Below are 15720 nucleotides of genomic sequence, written 5' to 3'. Positions count from 1 at the left end.
TGAAAGTAGCGGGGGCCATGCTCGTGGTGACGTGGGACCCTCGCCGCACGCCTCGAGCGTGATCGACTCGGCCTTGCCCAGGTGGACCTCCGCCTCGGCGGCGTGCGCCCGCCTGTTGACGCGGATGTGCGCCCACCAGTGGGGTACCTCCTGGGACCGCCAGATGCCCCAGGTCGCGTCGAGGAGAACGCCTGCCGCAGGGCCCTGCCGGAGGGCAAAGACAGCAATACGGCGGCCAGGATGCGGCAGATCACCATCGCGCGAGACCGGCTGCGCAGGGCGGGCACCAAGACCCTGCCGGTCGGGCGGCGGCCGGGTCGCGTCGCAGCCCCGCGCGCCACAGCAGAGGCTGTGCAACAGGCGTAGGGCTGATACTCCCTCAAGACCGCGCGCACACGGAGCCGACTAACTGTGATCACTCCGGCTTGAGCGGCAGCCACGAGATCCTTAGCTTCATTCCTGGGCTTGCAGCTTCGCCTCGTGGCTTTGTTCACGTTGCGTGCTGCTGGAGCCCCACTGCACGAGCTCTACCTGCGCTCACTCCCCCGAAGAGGGGAGGTTCGCGGCTGTGTACTCATCCGCGACGCCGAATCTGCTGGCACACCGCGGGCATTCAGCCATTCCGAAAAGGTAGGTGAGACCGTTCGCGAGCCAGCTCTGGTCATCACGGACTGCCGTGTCGTACATCCAGCGTCCGGTGCCTACGAAGTCTTCCGGCGGCACGGGCTGCAGATCGCGTCGCTCAATGTCTCCGGCATGCCAGTCCCGGATTGCTGAGTACCGCCCATGGTCGCCGATGGCGACCGTCACTTCCACGTCGCAGTGAGGGCAGCGCAGGTCGTAGAAGTCGTCCGAGAGGTCTCCAAGTACGGCACTCCAGTGGTACTGCCCATTGGCTGCCAGCAGGTCACGGAAGGCATGCAGATAGCCGACCGGCCGCAATGTCAGGCGTTGGTCCAGAAGTGCCTGAAGTCGGGGCACCACGCCGGTGCAGCACCTCAGCAGGTCGTCAGCGCCATGGTTTTGGAGGGCTCCCCGCATGATTGATCCGGCCAGGCTGAGCGCCTCAGGGCTTTTTGCACCGATCGCCACCAGGCGTGGAAGTGCGGCGAAGCTCGCCGGAACCACGGTCTCACCTTCGAGACATAGCGCATCCCCAAGGTCGTCCCATGCTTCAGCACTGCTTTCGGTCTCCACCTGGTCCAGGAGTGCGGGCACGCGGCCGGCGGTTCCTAGGGGGTCGAGCACTTGTGTCCAGTCGATCACATGGGTATTCAATCGCCGTGGCACTAATCATGGTCAAGCTGGTCTGGGACCCGTGCTCGTCAGGAGGCGAGCAGGACTCGCCTCCTCCTCCCAGATCTTCCAGGCGTCGCTGCATCCCTCGTTCCAGCGGTCGTCGCGGTAGGTCTTGTTACTCGTCGAGGACGCAGGTCCCGTTCTGCCACTGGCCAGTGAACAGCTCCTCCGGCGACGTAGCGTCGGCGAAGCGCTGGGACCGTTCGCCAGGTCATGCCAAGCTGACGCTGAATCGACCCTCGGTGGTGGTCTATCGGGCGGCCCGCAGACGATCGGCACGCGCAGTGACCAGGGCACGCCAGCGGTCGCGCGTGACCTGCTGGCCGTCGAGCCAGCGTGCGCCCGAGCCGGGCTCGGCAAGCGGCAGGTCAGCCATGAAGCGGGCGATGTCGGAGTAGTACGCGCGGTCGCCGCCCTGGGTCAGGTCGTGGAGCCGGGAGAGGGCGGCGGTCACGCCATCGCGATCGTCGTGTACGGCGTGGTGGAAGGCGAGGGCCAGTTCGAGGGCGGGGAGCTGCGCGGAGTTGAGGCCGGCGACGCTGATCTCGGTGCGCAGCCGTTGTGCACGGTCCTCAATATCACCGCTGATTCCGGCGTCCTGGATGAGGGCGGCGATGCGGGTGGTGATGGTGGTGGCGCGCAGGTCGACGCCGGCCAAGAGCTGCTCAGCGAGCTCCAGTTCGACGGCGGCACGGTCGGGGTCGGTGAAGGCGGTGGCGAAGGCGAGCTGTGCTTGTGCGGTGGCCCGTTCGCCGGCCACTGCGTGCTGTTCGGCCTGAGCGCGGTCTTGCTCGTACGCGGCAATCGCGCCCGTCATGTCGCCCTGAACCCAGCGGACGTCGCCTTCGACGCGGTGCTGACGGCCCTCCCAGCCCAGGCTCTGCGCGGTCTGGAGGGCGGCGGGGAAGTCCCCGTCGAGGCGGGCGAGGTGGGCGAGGCCACGTCGTGCGGCGGGCGCGAGCCGCCCTCCGCCGTCGGCGACGCGCTGCATCCCGAGACGCGATTCGGTGGCGTGGCCGAGGTCGCGATGGGCTTTGGCCAGGTAGTACACGGCCAGTTCGGTCAGGTCGGCGGGCAGCAGATCGGCAGCGACGACTGCGGTCAGGCGGGTGACGGTGCGCTCGCGGTGCTCGTGCTGGCGGCGGGCGAGGGCGCTGAGTGTCTCCACCAGGGCCTCGGCGGCCGTAGCCAGCGGCACCGGACCACCGGCCGGGTCGGGGGCGGCGGGGAGGGCGATCGGCTCCCAGATCTCGTCGGCCACATACGCCCAGGTAGCGTCCGCGAGCCAGTCCAGGTCGAGACGGAAGTCGCGGGCGATTGCGAGGCCTTGGCGCAGGGCACCGGTCAGCAGAAGGCGATCGCGTCCACTGTGGGCGGCCCACTGCCCGCCCAGGGCGGCGAAGGCGCGGCGGGCGGCGTGGTCCCAGTCGCGCGGCGACCATCGGTCATCGGCCTGGTCGTCGGCGGACCGGATGGTGGAGCGGATCAGTGCGTGGAGGCTGAAGGGCCACCGGGACAAGGCGTTTTCCCGGACGAACGGCCGCTCCGTCAGGCGCAACGCGGGTGCCTCGTGCGTCAGGCCCGCGGCCTGGGCCGCGAGCGTGAGATCGAAAGAGTCGAACAGGCTCACCGACCGCAGGACATGCCGTTCGTCGGGAGTGAGGTCTTGCAGGGTGCGGGCGACCAACGCTGGGAAGTCGGCGGCGAAGTCGTCCGGCTGCGGGGTCCGGCCGGAGCGGCGGATCTCCAGGAAGCGCATCGCGGACAGGTCCAGGTGCAGGGGCAGGCCGTGCGAGCGCTCCGCGATCACGGCGCGGATCGCCGGCTCGATCAGCGGCCGGCCGTCGCGGGTCAGGCGCCGGGCGAGGTAGTCGTCGGCGTCCTCACGGCTGAAGTCACCGATCAGGACCTGCCCGCGCGGCGCCGGTGCCGCAGATCCGGCGGCCGCGGTACGCGGGGACGGCACGGGGCCGGCGGCGAGTCCGGGCCAGGCGGCCGGCCCCGTCCAGTCGAGCTGGCCCTCCAGACCGACATCACCCCACTGGAGGCGGGCGCGTCCAGTGATGACGAAGAAGGTCTGCGGCATGAGCCAGACGACCCTCTGCAAAAGGCGCTCCAGGTCGCGTGGGTACGGTCGCCGATCTCCTCCCATGTGTCGAACAACACGACCGGGACGACCCGCTGCTTGGCGGGAAGCTGGGAGATGTCCCAGGACAGCAGGTGCGGGTAGAAGGAAAGCGCGTCGAGGGTGGGCTCGGCCTCCAAGAGGTCGGCCAAGCGCGTACATCCGGCGAGCGCGCGGACGGCCTGGCGCCGCTCGCGCAGCGCGGTGACCAGCGCTCCGGTGACCTTCCCGACGGCGGAGCCGACAATGCCGGGCAGCAGCAGCGCCTGGGCGACTTCGCCGAGCACACCCTCCATCTGCTGGGGCAGCACCTTCCCGAATTGTGCGAGGAGGCCGCTGCGGCGCAGGTACTCCTCCAGCGGCTCACCGGGGTGGGCGTTCTCCCAATAGCGGCGCAGCGTCAAGTCGAAGGCGGGCATCGGGCGGCCGGTCGCGGCGAGGGCGAGGCGGAGCAGCAACACGACCCGCTCGAAGTCGATCCCCTCGGAGCGGGCCAGGTCGATCCGGACGGGCAGAATCCGCACCTGCTCCGGCCAGGGAGGCGCGCCCCACTGGGCGGGCCGGCGCGAGGTGTCGGCGAGTGCTGCCTCGACGGTCCGGGACAACGCCGTCTTGCCGACGCCTCCGACACCGTGGAGCGCCACCACATTGCGGCGGGCCGCCTCCAGGTCCTCCACGTCGAAGCCGGGCAACGAAATCGTGTGCAGATGCTCAGCGAGCGCCTCGGCGATGATCTGCCACTGGGCCTGCCGGTTGGTGAACGCTTCCTCCGCGCGCAGAGCGCGGTCGTTCGTGCTGAACAGCGTGCGCAGATCCATGCCCCGCTCGACCACGACACCCCCATAGAAGATCAACTGCCTCCACTGTAGGCAGCGTTGGAGCTGTGCGCCGCGCCATCGCGGAACCGTGTGACCGCCACCGCCGTGCTTTGGCCAACAACTGGCGGACAATGGTCCTTCCCTTCCCGAAACAGCAAGGTGGCAGCCGTGCACGAACCCGAGTCCACGCCCGGTCGGATTCCTCCCGGGGAAGGAGCCTCGGGAGCGTTTGAGCCGGACGACTCCCGATACGAGGGGGACGCGTTCGAGGAGGCCCGGGCGGTGCTGCGCCGCTTCATCCGCAGGTGCATGCAGCAGATCCTTGAGGAGCGGCGTGCCGCGCGGCCTGATGCGGCACGGACCGAGGAGCTGACGGCCGCAGTGAAGACAGCCAAGGCGGACGAGAAGGCGCTGCTCGCTGATCCGGGCCAGGCGTCCCGGATCACCGCCCTCTACGCGGTGCGGTTCAGCGAACTGGAGGCCGAGTAGGTGGAGCCGGGGGCTGGAGACCGTCCTGCTTCGTCCGGCCCTCATCGATCAGCTTGCGCCGCCGTCAGGCCGCGCGGCCGGCGTGATGACGCGATGGGGCGGGCCGCCGAAAGCGCCGGGCCAGCCGAGGACTTGGACTGCACGATGCCCGCAGGCTTCTAGGTGCCGGCCACCGCGCTCCTGCCGGAAGCGCGAAGGCGCAGGGGCGCCCGGCAGGTCACGTGCTGGCCCTCTCACATGCGTCGCCATGCGGGGAATGCTCGTGCTAGCCGGGTATGCCACGGCTCGGCGTGTCTCCTCACAACCGCTCCGGCAGCGGCACGGGCAGGTAAAGCGCCTGACCTGGGCGGGGAAGGCAGGGTGGGCGAAATACGGCGGGCATCAGCGGGTGCGCGAGTGCGAGGGTGTGGTGGAGGTCGTCGCGATGCTGCGGGAGCGCGGCACGCAGGGCGCGGTGGGTAGTGAGGAAGCAGTGCGCCTCCTTAAGGGTGTAGGGCTGCACCCGCGCCCGGGTCAGCGCCGCTGCCGCGCGGACCGGCCTGGTCAGTGCTCCGCTGGTGGTCCGCTCGTTGCGGTGGACCGCGTTGCCGTCCGGCCCGAGGACGAGCACGGAGGTAAGGGCGGGGTGAGTCTCGGCGGTCCGCGCGAGCTGGGCGACCGTGTGGCGGACCCGGTCGTGGCGAGTCCGCGAGATGTAGCGGCTCGGGACCCCTTGCCGTTGCAGCAGGGCGTGGAGGCGGGCGGTGGCCTGGCGGCTGTCGGCTGCACGCGTGCTGAGCAGGACCATATCGACCCGGAAGCCGGCCGAGACGTACAGCGCGGCCTCACCGAGCATTTCCTGAACGCTGCCCGGGTGGCTCTCCACGATCACGTGAGCGCGCAGGTTGCGGAGAGCCGTGGTGATCCTCGCCATCCACGCCTCGACATCGGAGCGGATCTCTGCTCCGTCGGTGAACGGGTGCTCGGAACACAGTTGCTCGGAGTCCGGGTGGAACGCCTCGAAATCCTGGTACGCCAGCCGGACTGGGGCCCGGCCGGGCATCGCACGCTGCACGAGGTTGGCGGTCCGGCTCACCTCTGCGCCGGGCTCGCCGACCACGATTACCGCTACCGGTGCTTCCTGGGAGGTGACGCTGTCCAGGTATGACGGTGCGATCAGCTCGTCGTAGAGCCACTGGTGTTCGGACCGCGACAACTGGTGGTAGTGGACCCCTGGGGCGTCAGCGCGGACCTGGGCGATCCTGCGGACCGGTTCGGCCAGCGCGCGGGCCCGCTCGATCGGCCCGGCCACCACCAGGCGCTGATCCCGTGTCACCTGCGGCTGGTGGACCTGCTCCTGGGCCTCGTACAGCTCCGTGCTGAACGCGGCTGTCTGCCGTGCCGACCACGGGCGCCCGCGTTCGGTCCGCACGGCCCGCACGGCGGCGCCGTTGCCTCCCGTCCACGCTCCGCTGACCACCTCGCTGCGGTACACGAAGTCGATGCCGGGCCCCACCACGGTGACCTGGTCGGCGAGCTGCTCGGCCTCGATAACCGCGAGCGTCTCCAGCAGGCCACGGGCGCATAGGTCGTGGTTCTCCCACGACACATGGCGGTGTTCCCTCAGATAGCGGCTGACTGCTCGCAGTTGGGTCAGGGCCTCGGCCGCTATGACGACCACGAGCTCGATCCGGTATCCGGATGCCCGGTAGGCGAGCGCGTCGGCACGGAACTGACCGGGATCGGCCGCGGCGCTCTCCACCACGGCGTCGAACCCATGGCGCCGTACGTACTCCTCGACTTCAGCCTGCCACCGGCGGGTGTCGGGCCGCACCCGGACCCCCGCGGTCCGGTCGTTCTCCGCGACCAGCGCGCTGTAGTGGGGGTGACGGTGCTTGTAGAGGTCGGAGCCGATCCGTACCGCGCCGCCACGCTGGCCCAGTCCGGCGTGGATCACGTCCGCGACGGCCGTCTTGCTGCTGCCCGGAGGCCCGGCGACAACGATCAGGACCGGCTGCTCCTGGCGGACCGCGCCGCGCGTCCAGTCCGGCAGGATCAGGTTGTTCAGGATGGCTCGGTGCTCGCCCTCGCCGAGCAGCACCGGCGCGACGTCGCTGTCTCTCACCAAGTCCCCCAACCACTCGAAACATCTTCCAACGTAAGCACCTGAGGAGAACTTACATCACGTCCGCGGTATTCCCGCGCGGTCGACTCGCTCGGCCCCATGGGCCATGCAATGCCCGTGCTAAATAGGGGAGATGGGGGCTGGTCGCCGCAATGGACCCGTAAACCGGCGCCGCCTGCACTGCTCTACCGCTGCATGCTGAAGTAGATGTAAGCTCTTGCTGCCTGGTGTCAGAAGCGAACAGCAGGAGGAGGGGGCCGGCCGACGGCTCCGCGTCGAACCCGGGAGGTCCGCACATGCCCACACTCAGCATCCACTTCGATCCCGCCGTGTTCGCTCACCTCGCCAAGGCCGGCGGAGACGACACCGTCCACGTCACGCTCTCCCTGGGCGGAGGGGAGCAAAACAGCTCTCCTGTGGCGCCCGTGGTTCCCCACGGACCGCTCGCCGAGCTCATGAAGGCGGGGCTGCTCGCAGAGGGCACCATCCTCGCGTTCCATCAGCGACGGGCAGGCCGCCAGGGGCGAGCCGTGGTTACCAGTGATGGCCAACTCATCGTGGATGGCCAGGCCGCCGTCTTCCCCTCCCCGTCCAAGGCCGCCGAGGCCATCACCGGCAACGTCATCAACGGCTGGACCCTGTGGCAGTTGCCGGACGGCCGTACCTTGGACGACCTGCGGCGCGACCTGGCCCAGGGCCGCCACGGCGGCTGAACCGGACACCGTCACCCGGCCGACTGCGGAATCGCCCACGACACCAGCCGCCTGGCAGGCCACACTGGTCAGTGCTACGCGATGAGGAGGTGGAAGGAATGAGCGTTGCCAGCTTCACGCACCACAACGGGCCCTGGACCGTCCCCGACGTCCTGTCTCTGCCCGAAGACCGGACCGTTCGCTACGAACTGCTCGGGGAGTCACTCGTGATGTCTCCCGCCCCTGGGCTGCGCCATCAGCGCGCCAGCTTCCGCCTCCATGTCGCCCTCGACGCCGCAGCACGGGCCGCTGGGACCCCGGTCGAGGTACTCGAAGCCATCAACGTCACGTTGCCCTCCGGTCTGGTCGTGCCGGACATCGTCGTCGCCGACGCGGGCGCGACCGCAGAGGACCAGGCCAGTATCGATGCCGACGCGGTCCAGCTGGTCATCGAGCTGGTCTCGCCCGGCAACAAGACCATGGACCGCAAACTCAAGCCCCTGCTGTATGCCGAAGCCGCGATCCCCCACTACTGGCGTCTGGAATTCGACCCGGCCCCCCGCCTGATCATCAGCGAACTGGACAGCGGCCGGTACACGGAAACCGCTATCGCGCTCCCCGGGACCGCCACCCGGATCGAGACCCCGTTCCCCTTCGAGATCGACCCCGCCGGGCTCGCCCGGCAATAGCACGAACGGCTGCAAGGCACACAGGCGGGCACTTCCCCCGATCCGTGGGCTCGGACCGCCAGTCGAACGCCCTGGTTGCGACACCTCTCGGCAGGAGCCGCTGACACGGGTGACGGTCACATCGCGCAGGCCACCCGCCGAGCGGAACTACTCGGTACGAGGCAGGACGCCGTACTCGTAGGCGACTTCCCACCGGACGTCGGGAACCACGATGTCGGCGGTTTCCACAGGGCGGCCATCAGAGTCGTAGAAGGTGCGCTCAATGACCAGGACGAGGTCGCCGAGGCTGATGCCGAGCAGGTTGGCCTGCGCCTGAGTGGCGCGGGCAGGCCGGGGGACCTCAACCGCTTCATCGACGTCGATCCCGATGGACCGCATCCGCTCGACCACTCCCTTGCCGGCCATCGGCCCCATCTCCGGCAGCAGCACCGGAGTATCGCCGGTGATCGCCATGGGTTCCCAGCTGACGGAGGTCTGCACGGGCTGGCCGTCAGCGAGGAACTCGTACGCGGTGCGCACACAGAGGTCCCCTGGGGCGATGCCGAGCCGCTGCGCGATGCCGTCCGGGGCTGGCGTACGGGCCTGTGAGTGGGCATCCCAACTTCCGCTGACGCCCAACTCGTCCATGGCGGCCTTGAACGGGCTGGTCCCACGCTGCTCCCGGTGACGGGAGCGGACCAGGCGCCGCCGCTCTCGGGGCGCCCGCACGTAAGTGCCAGAACCCGACCGGCCTTCAAGCAGCCCTTCGACGATCAGGCGCTCCTGCGCCTTCTGAAGGACGTTGGGGCCGACCTGGTAGTGGGCGGCGAGCTGGGCGCGGGAGGGCAGCTTATCGCCGACGGTCCATTCCCCACCTGTGAGCCTGCGGCGTAGATCGTCGGCGACCTTCAGATAGGGCGGCGGCTCGTCGGGGACCATCCGGGATCTCCGTAGTGCTCGGACGACAGTGGTGGGACGGCTGCTGGCCTCCGATTGACAAGTTAATGCATTAGGAACAAACTAATGCATCAGCACTACGTTAGGTAATTGATGGTGTGCCGGGGGGACTGTGGAGTCGTCGGGGGCAGCTGCGGCCACAGCGGTCGCTTCGATGCTGAAAGCCGAACTCGGCACGACCCCCCCGCACCGACGAGACCCCCGGCCTGATCCGTATAGAGGCCGACGTGCCCGACGACCTGAGCGAGACAGCCCACACCAGACTCCTCGCCGCCCTCACCAGCGCAGATGTCCGCTTCGGACACGACCTGACCGGAGGCAACAAGAAGTCGGTCTTCTGGGTAGAACTCGATCGGAGGGAGCCGTGACCCTCTCGAGCTCTCCCGCACACAGCCCGCAGCTCGGCTGGCCTGCGGATGGCATCGCGCCCGGGACACCGAGGCCGTTGGACGCCGACGACATCACCGAGACGATCGACAGCATCCTCGACCGCTGCTCGACCGTGCCTTCGCCAGAAACGAGTGCTCGCCGGCAGAAACGTCTGCGCGAGTACCTGCGCCCCCTGGCCTCCACCATGGCCGAACGTATCTCCGTCGAACTCCGCGAGGGCAACCCATCCGCTGAACTACTCGCACTCGCCCTTCTGTTCATCCAGGACAAGGCCACGGCCAGCCTGCCCAGCGACCCGGAACTCGCTCACGACGCTGTACGCGACCTCGCACGCCACTGCCGCGCACTCCTGCGCCTGACTACCGAGGACCCGACAGTCCAGCGGCAGGAGCAACCCGCGGAAAGAGCGCGACTGATACCAGCGAACCGAACGCTCCCGCGAGGGTTGTCATGAGCAGCCAGACAGACCGCACAGTTCCGCTCCGCGCGGAGAGAACCCACGATGGTCCCGTCGGCGCCTCTGATCATTACGTCCACGCACGCCTTTGCCGGGCAAAACCCCCCGGAGTCCTCGACGGCATCTGCCCTGCGGGGCTCGAGGACCTCGGCACGCTAGAACGAAAGATCCTGGAACTCCTCGTCATCGGCAGCACGGACAGGGCCATCGCAGAAGCACTCGCCGTCAGTCCTGACCAAGTGTCGTGGTGCGTCCGGAAACTGATCAAACGTGTCGGCCATCGGACCACCCGCGCCGGCCTGGTCGCCCTCGCGCTGCGCCATCGCCTGGTAGACCACCCACGTCCCCAGCATCCCGGCCACCTCCCGGACGAGAGCATGGCTCTGCTGTGGTCCCTGGCCTGCGGCCAGACCTTCAAGGCCTTCGCGGAGGGGATCGGTACATGGGAGGCAGAGAGAATCCGAACCAACCTACGCATGCGACTCTGCGGCTTGCCCAATCCCGAACGATCGGCGACGGCACCGCTGACCCCCGGCCATGCCGTGTATATGGGGTGGCCCACCCTGGCAGAAGAAGCCGGATGGGGATCAGCCTGACGGTCGTCTGCGGCGCGTACTGACCCCGGCACCGAGGCTTTACCCACTGTGGCTGTCTGGCCATCTAATCCTGGGTCAGGTTTGGTACCGCCGCGACGGTTCGGGTCGCGTACGGCAGGTCATCGTCGCGGACGGCCGACTGGGAGAATGACAGCATCGGACTGTCCATCGGCGACGACCCGCTGGACGCCCTGATGCCGATCTGGAGGGATGACTTGGACCGCCGAGGCTTCCTGTCCGGCGCCGCGTACTCGGTCGACGGCGAACTGGCCGCGCTGAACAAGATCGAGTAGGAACTCGGCACCACGATCAAAGGCGTCGACAACCCGGAAGCTCTCCGCTGACCCGACCGGGACCGTAGCCCCGGCTGCGAACAGGTGAGGCGCTCAGTACGGAGCACTCGCCCGGGTTCTATGCGCCGGTGGCGAGCCCGTGCGCCCTGCTTTCCGACGCCCTGTCGGTATCTACTCGACCCCATGACGCTCACCGCTCAGGGACACCGCTGCCCCTGCCGGGATCAACCCGGTGCGGGCGCGCAGCGCCATCCGCAGTCTGTACCGCGGCCCCGTCCTCACGGCGGCCGACCTCAGCGCGCCGCTCCTCGCACTTCCCGACGATCACCCCGTCACCACCGATCTTCCCGGCGCGTCCCCTGCCGGTGAGATCCCGGAGACCGTCGCGCGCTGGGCCGCCCTCGGCATCGTCGGCGTGAAGGTGTTCGCCTACGGCCACGACCGCGATGCCCACGCCACGGGCGCCCTCGCGCCCGGGAACCGCATGGTCCGGGCGATCGGGTTCGTGAAGGCGACCGCTCCCGGCCTCGCCGTCACCACGAAGGTTTGTGGCTGCTCGTGGACCGACCACGGCGAATGCGTGCTGCGCACCGCCGACGGGGACTTCGACCTGCCTGCGACGTACGGGCTGATGGCCGCGATGGCGGTGCAGCACGCGGACGCCGGGGCGGACGCCGTCTCGCCGACCGCCATGCTCGACGGCTCCATCCGTGCGGTCCGCACCGCGTTGGACGAAGCCGGGCACCGCGACGTCGCCGTGAACCCGAACGTGGCCGTACACACCAGCCTGTACGACCCGTTCAAAGCTCTTATGGCGACCGATCCGCGGGCCGGTCACCGGCGCGGTCTCCAGCTCGAACCCGGCCGTGCGGACCGTGACGTCCTGGTGCAGGCCGCCCGCTGGATCGGCGAGGGCGCCGACTCCCTCACGCTCCAGCCCGTGATGACGGCCTCGATCCTGCGACCCTCGGCACAGCCGTCGCAGTCTCTCTGCTCCGGCAAGGCGCCCGCGAGATCATCGACGGCATCGCCCACTGACGACACCGCAAGCTGGCCCGGGGACCTCTGGGACAATGGCAGACGTGCGGGGCCCTCCCGGCCCAGCACGGCAGCGTACGAACGGGCTCACGGCGTACGCACCGCTCAGGGCCTGGCGTCACACCTGCCGAGTCGTGGTAGCCGGCAGGTCAGCGCCAGGCGAGGTGCTGGTAGTGCACGAGGCGCGAGCGGGCCGCCTCCTGGGTCATGCCGAGGTCCGCGGCGGCCCGGGCCAGGGTTTCGGCCTGGTCGCGGTCAAGAATCCGGGCGGCTTCCGGGCCGGTCGCGGCGATGATCGCCTCCATCTCGTCGCAGGCCTTCAGCACCGTCGCGAGCGCGTCGTCGTCCTCCATCATGAGCCGGTTCAACCGCTCGTGAACCTGCTTCAGCAGCCCGGTTAGGTCATCGGGCAGCTGAACGGCCCGCTCGGCAACCTCATCCAGGTGGGCCGCCCAGTCTGTGTACGGTCCTGAAGTGTCGTACGCGTCGGGGTCGCCGTTCTCGCGGACTTCCTCCCAGTTGATGGGGTAGGTCGTCGTCCCGCGCCAGCCGCACGCGCACCGGCCTCGCATCGAGGCCGCTACCGGCCGGCGGAACTTCCCGTCGTAGTGGCGCCAGAAGGCCGATTCGTGGAAATTGCTGCCGCTGCCCAGGTCGAAAAGCGCTGGCTTCGGCTCGCTGCCATCAGCCAGCAGCACCCCCACCATGCCCTCATGCGACACAAACCCGTCCCTGCACCATCCGCTCCGCTCCCCGTACAACACAGTCCCCTTCCACCCGGAGCCGACTGCCCAGCCATGGCGGCCAAGCTTCCCGGAACCCACGATGCGCCCCCGCCCCGGCTGCCCGCAGCCAGATCGCCACACAGCACACCGCCAGTTCCAGTGCGCGCGGCTCCGCACGCTCCCGCTGGCACCGACCTGCTAGTGCTGTGACCGCATGGGTTCGCCGTGTAGGAGCTCGTTCGTCACTGCGCGGTGCGCTCTCCGGTGAGGGGAGTCAGCGGTCAAGGGTGGCCTGGCGGCGGGAGAGGACGAGCCTGCGTTGTTCCCGATCGACTTCGGTGACGATGACCGTGGTCTTGTCGCCGAGTCGGACGACATCTTCCGGTGCGTCCGCGGGCGTCCGGGCGAGCTCTCGCAAGTGGACTAGCCCCTCGATGCCGTCGGCGACCTGCACGAAGGCGCCGAACGGCACCAGCTTGGTGACCCGTCCGTGCAGTTTCTGGCCCACCGCGGTGCGGTCGGCGAACGCCTGGAAGGGGTCGGGTTGCGTCGCCCGCAGGGACAGTCTGGCCTCTGCGTTCCACGTGTCGAACTGGAGAAACTCACAGGTGATGCGCTGCCCGACCTGAACGACGTCTGAGGCTGCTTCGATGCGCCGCCATGACAGTTCGGGGCTCGTGATGAACCCGACGCCGCCGGGGAAGACCGGGTGGTCGGGGCCTTCGTCCAGGGCGACGAACACGCCGAAGGGTTCGATCGCTGCGACAGTGCCGGAAAGGAGCTCGCCGCTGTGCAGTGATTCCAGGAACACCTGAAGTTCTGGTTTCTTCAAACGGCCCGCTCATGCTGTCCAGCCTTTCACGAGGGGGCCGTGCGCCGTATGTCCGAGTGGTTCTGCGGTGGTCACGCCGCGGTGTTGAGGGGGCGCCCACCCCAGCGGATGCCCTTCTCGCTGCGGATGCCGAGGAGCTGACCTGCGTCAGGATGCGCCGGTAGGCTGACGGCGCCTTCGGGTACGTATGTACGACACTGGCCCGCTTCCCCCGCACTCGACGTGGGGGAAGCGGGCCAGTCCTCTAGGTGGCGCGGCTCAGATCCGACCGTGGGCGACGTCGCCGATGAAGCCCGCGAACACCTGCGGGTCGAGCAGCAGCGCTGGGCCGGCGGGGTTCTTCGAGTCGCGGACGGCGACGCCCGCGTACGAGGTGTCGATAAGGTCGGCTACCTCCACGCACTGGCCCGAGTTGTCACCGCTGTACGACGACTTCCGCCAGTGGGCGCCTACCAGCTCCGGCGCCGTGTAGATCTTCTTGTTGCTCACTTGTGGAGTCCTTCCAGGTACTCGCTGATGAGATCCCGTGTCTTGTCCACGGGAAGTGCTGTGTTCGCCAACTTGTCGAATAGCGTTGCGTGGTAGTCGACTGTCTCTGCGTCCTCGGTGTGCGTGCCGCCCATCGAGTTGTCCAGGCTTGCGACCGGCGACCAAGGGTGGCGGAACGACATGACGGTGATCGGGCCGTTGGAGCCGACGCCGGGCCTTGCCGTCAGGGGAACGATCTGCACCTTCGTGCTCGGTCTCTCCGCGATGTCGAGCAGCTTGCGTAGCTGATCACGCATGACCGCAGGGTTTTCGAAGCGTGCGTGCAGAGCTGATTCGGGCAGGATCGCGTGGACGTTGACCGGCGTGTCAGTGCGGCTGAGCAGTTCTTGACGTGCCAGGCGAATCGAAACTAGCTGTTCGGCGGTTTGCTCCTTGACTGGTGAGAGCGGGTCGCGGCCAATGATCTCGCGTACGTAGCCTGCGGATTGCAACAGACCAGGAATCACAACCGGGTGGTGTGTACAGATCGTCTCTGCTTCAGCTTCCAGCTCCACGAAGTCGAGGTAGGGCTGGCTCACGCGGCCGACGTATGGCGCCCACCATCCACCGCCAGGTGGCTCCTCCGCGACCTTCGCCACCTCCTCGATCGCCGAGTTGTCCTCGATGCCGTAGAAGCCGCAGATCTTGCGCACGTCCGTGGCCGAGATCTTGTACAACCCTCGCTCCACCCTGCTCAGGCGCGGACTGCTCCAGCCCATGAGCTTCGCTGCCTCACCTGATGGCATCTCCGCACGCCAGCGCCTCAGTTGGGCGCCGACCCGGCGGCGCTTGATGGTCGGCAGCGCCGTTTTTCCCGTCATGGGCGCGGACTTCTGAGTCATGGGCGCAGTCTGGCACGTCGTCGACTGGTCTGACGATGCCGTCCGGCCGAATGTTCTTTTGCGGGTCTCGACGTTCATATTGCATCACTCCCCGCAATGGGTCCATGCTGAACGAGCAACAGGCCCTGGCCGTACGCCAGTTGGTGGGATTTTTCTATGTTCACCCTGCCTCGCCTGTGGCTGCTCAAGGCCGGGCTTACCCCCTCGCCGGCTGTCTGGGCGCCGCTCCTGACACCCCCTCCACGCTGGTCAGGGGCGGTGCTCGCCAGACCACTAGACGTCCCACTGACGGAGACACCCCCATGTCACCGAGCACGGCACGACGAGCACGATCCGACTGGATGGACCGCGACCACGAGTCGCACGCCGAGATCACCGGGATACGCGGCCAGCAGCCGACGGCTGGTGAGCTGCTGTTCCGGAAGCGTCAGCGTATGAACGACATGGCCCTTGCGGGCCGGGCCTGCCGCCGGCGCCGCGTCGCCGGGTACGTCCAGGTCACGTTCGGCGAGGCCCCGGCCGACGTCGAGCAGATGCTCCGCACGGAAGCGGTGCGCCGTGGCTGGCACATGACGAGGATGTTCGTCGACCCGGCAGGCATGCTGCCGCCGATGCAGCGCAAGGACTGGCTCATGGTGCGGCGGTACGTCCACGAGGGCTTCGCCGACGGCGTGATCGTCCTGAACCGGCGGCACATCAGCCCGGACGCGGACGAATACCTGGCGCAGCTTGCGTTCCTGTGCGGTCGGCCGGCGTTCGTGGCGCTGGTTGTGCCGGAGACCGCCGCGTGAACCGGTTATGCCGGGCCAACCGGCACGTCGCGTGGCTCGACAAGCGCTGGCGTCACTGGCTCCCCCAGCCGGCATC

At 68.5% G+C, this 15720-nt stretch carries 15 protein-coding genes and 1 pseudogene; 7 read left to right on the top strand and 9 right to left on the bottom strand.

The window, feature by feature from the left end; genetic code table 11:
- Positions 1-537: 537 nt before the first annotated feature.
- The gene (locus DWB77_RS00305; RefSeq protein ID WP_120719355.1) at positions 538-1266 is read right to left on the bottom strand and encodes a hypothetical protein; all 729 of its coding nucleotides are present in this window, start codon (positions 1264-1266) and stop codon (positions 538-540) included.
- A gap of 283 nt (positions 1267-1549) precedes the next feature.
- Positions 1550-3385 carry a hypothetical protein gene (locus tag DWB77_RS00300; RefSeq protein ID WP_342777895.1) on the bottom strand — a complete coding sequence of 612 codons (1836 nt, stop codon included), beginning with the start codon at positions 3383-3385 and terminating at the stop codon, positions 1550-1552.
- 1025 nt (positions 3386-4410) lie between these two features.
- On the opposite strand from DWB77_RS00300, the gene DWB77_RS00295 reads away from it, so the two are divergent.
- Positions 4411-4731, top strand: coding sequence for a hypothetical protein (locus tag DWB77_RS00295; protein ID WP_120719354.1), 321 nt, complete (start codon positions 4411-4413; stop codon positions 4729-4731).
- 298 nt (positions 4732-5029) lie between these two features.
- Here DWB77_RS00295 and DWB77_RS00290 read toward each other — a convergent pair whose 3' ends face one another.
- The gene (locus DWB77_RS00290) at positions 5030-6835 is read right to left on the bottom strand and encodes a zeta toxin family protein (RefSeq protein ID WP_162952292.1); all 1806 of its coding nucleotides are present in this window, start codon (positions 6833-6835) and stop codon (positions 5030-5032) included.
- 296 nt (positions 6836-7131) lie between these two features.
- Between DWB77_RS00290 and DWB77_RS00285 the strand changes: the two genes are divergently transcribed.
- The gene (locus DWB77_RS00285) at positions 7132-7548 is read left to right on the top strand and encodes a DUF4357 domain-containing protein (protein WP_120719352.1); all 417 of its coding nucleotides are present in this window, start codon (positions 7132-7134) and stop codon (positions 7546-7548) included.
- 98 nt (positions 7549-7646) lie between these two features.
- Entirely contained in the window at positions 7647-8216 is a 570-nt protein-coding gene (locus DWB77_RS00280) for a Uma2 family endonuclease (protein ID WP_120719351.1), read from the top strand.
- A 147-nt stretch (positions 8217-8363) separates the two neighbouring features.
- Here the strand turns inward: DWB77_RS00280 and DWB77_RS00275 are convergent, their stop codons facing one another.
- The gene (locus tag DWB77_RS00275; RefSeq protein ID WP_120719350.1) at positions 8364-9134 is read right to left on the bottom strand and encodes a GntR family transcriptional regulator; all 771 of its coding nucleotides are present in this window, start codon (positions 9132-9134) and stop codon (positions 8364-8366) included.
- Positions 9135-9379: 245 nt separating this feature from the next.
- Between DWB77_RS00275 and DWB77_RS37400 the strand changes: the two genes are divergently transcribed.
- Positions 9380-9520: a hypothetical protein gene (locus DWB77_RS37400; protein WP_162952291.1), complete on the top strand. Its 141-nt coding sequence runs from the start codon at positions 9380-9382 to the stop codon at positions 9518-9520.
- 77 nt (positions 9521-9597) lie between these two features.
- Complete coding sequence (locus DWB77_RS37395) at positions 9598-9996, top strand: DUF6415 family natural product biosynthesis protein (RefSeq protein WP_162952290.1); 399 nt, start codon at positions 9598-9600, stop codon at positions 9994-9996.
- 158 nt (positions 9997-10154) lie between these two features.
- Here DWB77_RS37395 and DWB77_RS00270 read toward each other — a convergent pair whose 3' ends face one another.
- Positions 10155-10352 carry a hypothetical protein gene (locus DWB77_RS00270; RefSeq protein WP_120719349.1) on the bottom strand — a complete coding sequence of 66 codons (198 nt, stop codon included), beginning with the start codon at positions 10350-10352 and terminating at the stop codon, positions 10155-10157.
- A gap of 768 nt (positions 10353-11120) precedes the next feature.
- Between DWB77_RS00270 and DWB77_RS39500 the strand changes: the two are divergent.
- Positions 11121-11777, top strand: a pseudogene (locus DWB77_RS39500) (hypothetical protein); the annotation flags it as partial.
- 298 nt (positions 11778-12075) lie between these two features.
- Here DWB77_RS39500 and DWB77_RS38525 read toward each other — a convergent pair.
- The 4 genes from DWB77_RS38525 to DWB77_RS00250 form a co-directional block, all read right to left on the bottom strand.
- Positions 12076-12633 carry a hypothetical protein gene (locus DWB77_RS38525; RefSeq protein WP_246033317.1) on the bottom strand — a complete coding sequence of 186 codons (558 nt, stop codon included), beginning with the start codon at positions 12631-12633 and terminating at the stop codon, positions 12076-12078.
- A 292-nt stretch (positions 12634-12925) separates the two neighbouring features.
- The gene (locus tag DWB77_RS00260) at positions 12926-13462 is read right to left on the bottom strand and encodes a S1 RNA-binding domain-containing protein (RefSeq protein WP_281280081.1); all 537 of its coding nucleotides are present in this window, start codon (positions 13460-13462) and stop codon (positions 12926-12928) included.
- A gap of 279 nt (positions 13463-13741) precedes the next feature.
- Positions 13742-13972, bottom strand: coding sequence for a DUF397 domain-containing protein (locus tag DWB77_RS00255; protein WP_246033312.1), 231 nt, complete (start codon positions 13970-13972; stop codon positions 13742-13744).
- Positions 13969-14853, bottom strand: coding sequence for a helix-turn-helix domain-containing protein (locus tag DWB77_RS00250; protein ID WP_246033310.1), 885 nt, complete (start codon positions 14851-14853; stop codon positions 13969-13971). The genes DWB77_RS00255 and DWB77_RS00250 overlap by 4 nt, the downstream gene beginning before the upstream one ends.
- Before the next feature lie 302 nt (positions 14854-15155).
- On the opposite strand from DWB77_RS00250, the gene DWB77_RS00245 reads away from it, so the two are divergent.
- On the top strand, positions 15156-15644 hold the full coding sequence (locus DWB77_RS00245; RefSeq protein WP_216826800.1) for a hypothetical protein: 489 nt from the start codon (positions 15156-15158) through the stop codon (positions 15642-15644).
- Positions 15645-15720 lie beyond the last annotated feature (76 nt).

This window comes from Streptomyces hundungensis, from assembly GCF_003627815.1.
Taxonomy (GTDB): domain Bacteria; phylum Actinomycetota; class Actinomycetes; order Streptomycetales; family Streptomycetaceae; genus Streptomyces; species Streptomyces hundungensis_A.
This window is presented reverse-complemented; position numbering and strand designations above follow the sequence as displayed.

Excerpts from the sequence above, each read along its gene's own strand:
- DWB77_RS00250 (WP_246033310.1), bottom strand. The coding sequence starts at position 14,853 with ATGACTCAGAAGTCCGCGCCCATGACGGGAAAAACGGCGCTGCCGACC.
- DWB77_RS00275 (WP_120719350.1), bottom strand. The coding sequence starts at position 9,134 with ATGGTCCCCGACGAGCCGCCGCCCTATCTGAAGGTCGCCGACGATCTA.
- DWB77_RS00245 (WP_216826800.1), top strand. The coding sequence starts at position 15,156 with ATGTCACCGAGCACGGCACGACGAGCACGATCCGACTGGATGGACCGC.
- DWB77_RS00270 (WP_120719349.1), bottom strand. The coding sequence starts at position 10,352 with ATGCTGGGGACGTGGGTGGTCTACCAGGCGATGGCGCAGCGCGAGGGC.
- DWB77_RS00280 (WP_120719351.1), top strand. The coding sequence starts at position 7,647 with ATGAGCGTTGCCAGCTTCACGCACCACAACGGGCCCTGGACCGTCCCC.
- DWB77_RS00285 (WP_120719352.1), top strand. The coding sequence starts at position 7,132 with ATGCCCACACTCAGCATCCACTTCGATCCCGCCGTGTTCGCTCACCTC.
- DWB77_RS38525 (WP_246033317.1), bottom strand. The coding sequence starts at position 12,633 with ATGGTGGGGGTGCTGCTGGCTGATGGCAGCGAGCCGAAGCCAGCGCTT.
- DWB77_RS00300 (WP_342777895.1), bottom strand. The coding sequence starts at position 3,385 with ATGCCGCAGACCTTCTTCGTCATCACTGGACGCGCCCGCCTCCAGTGG.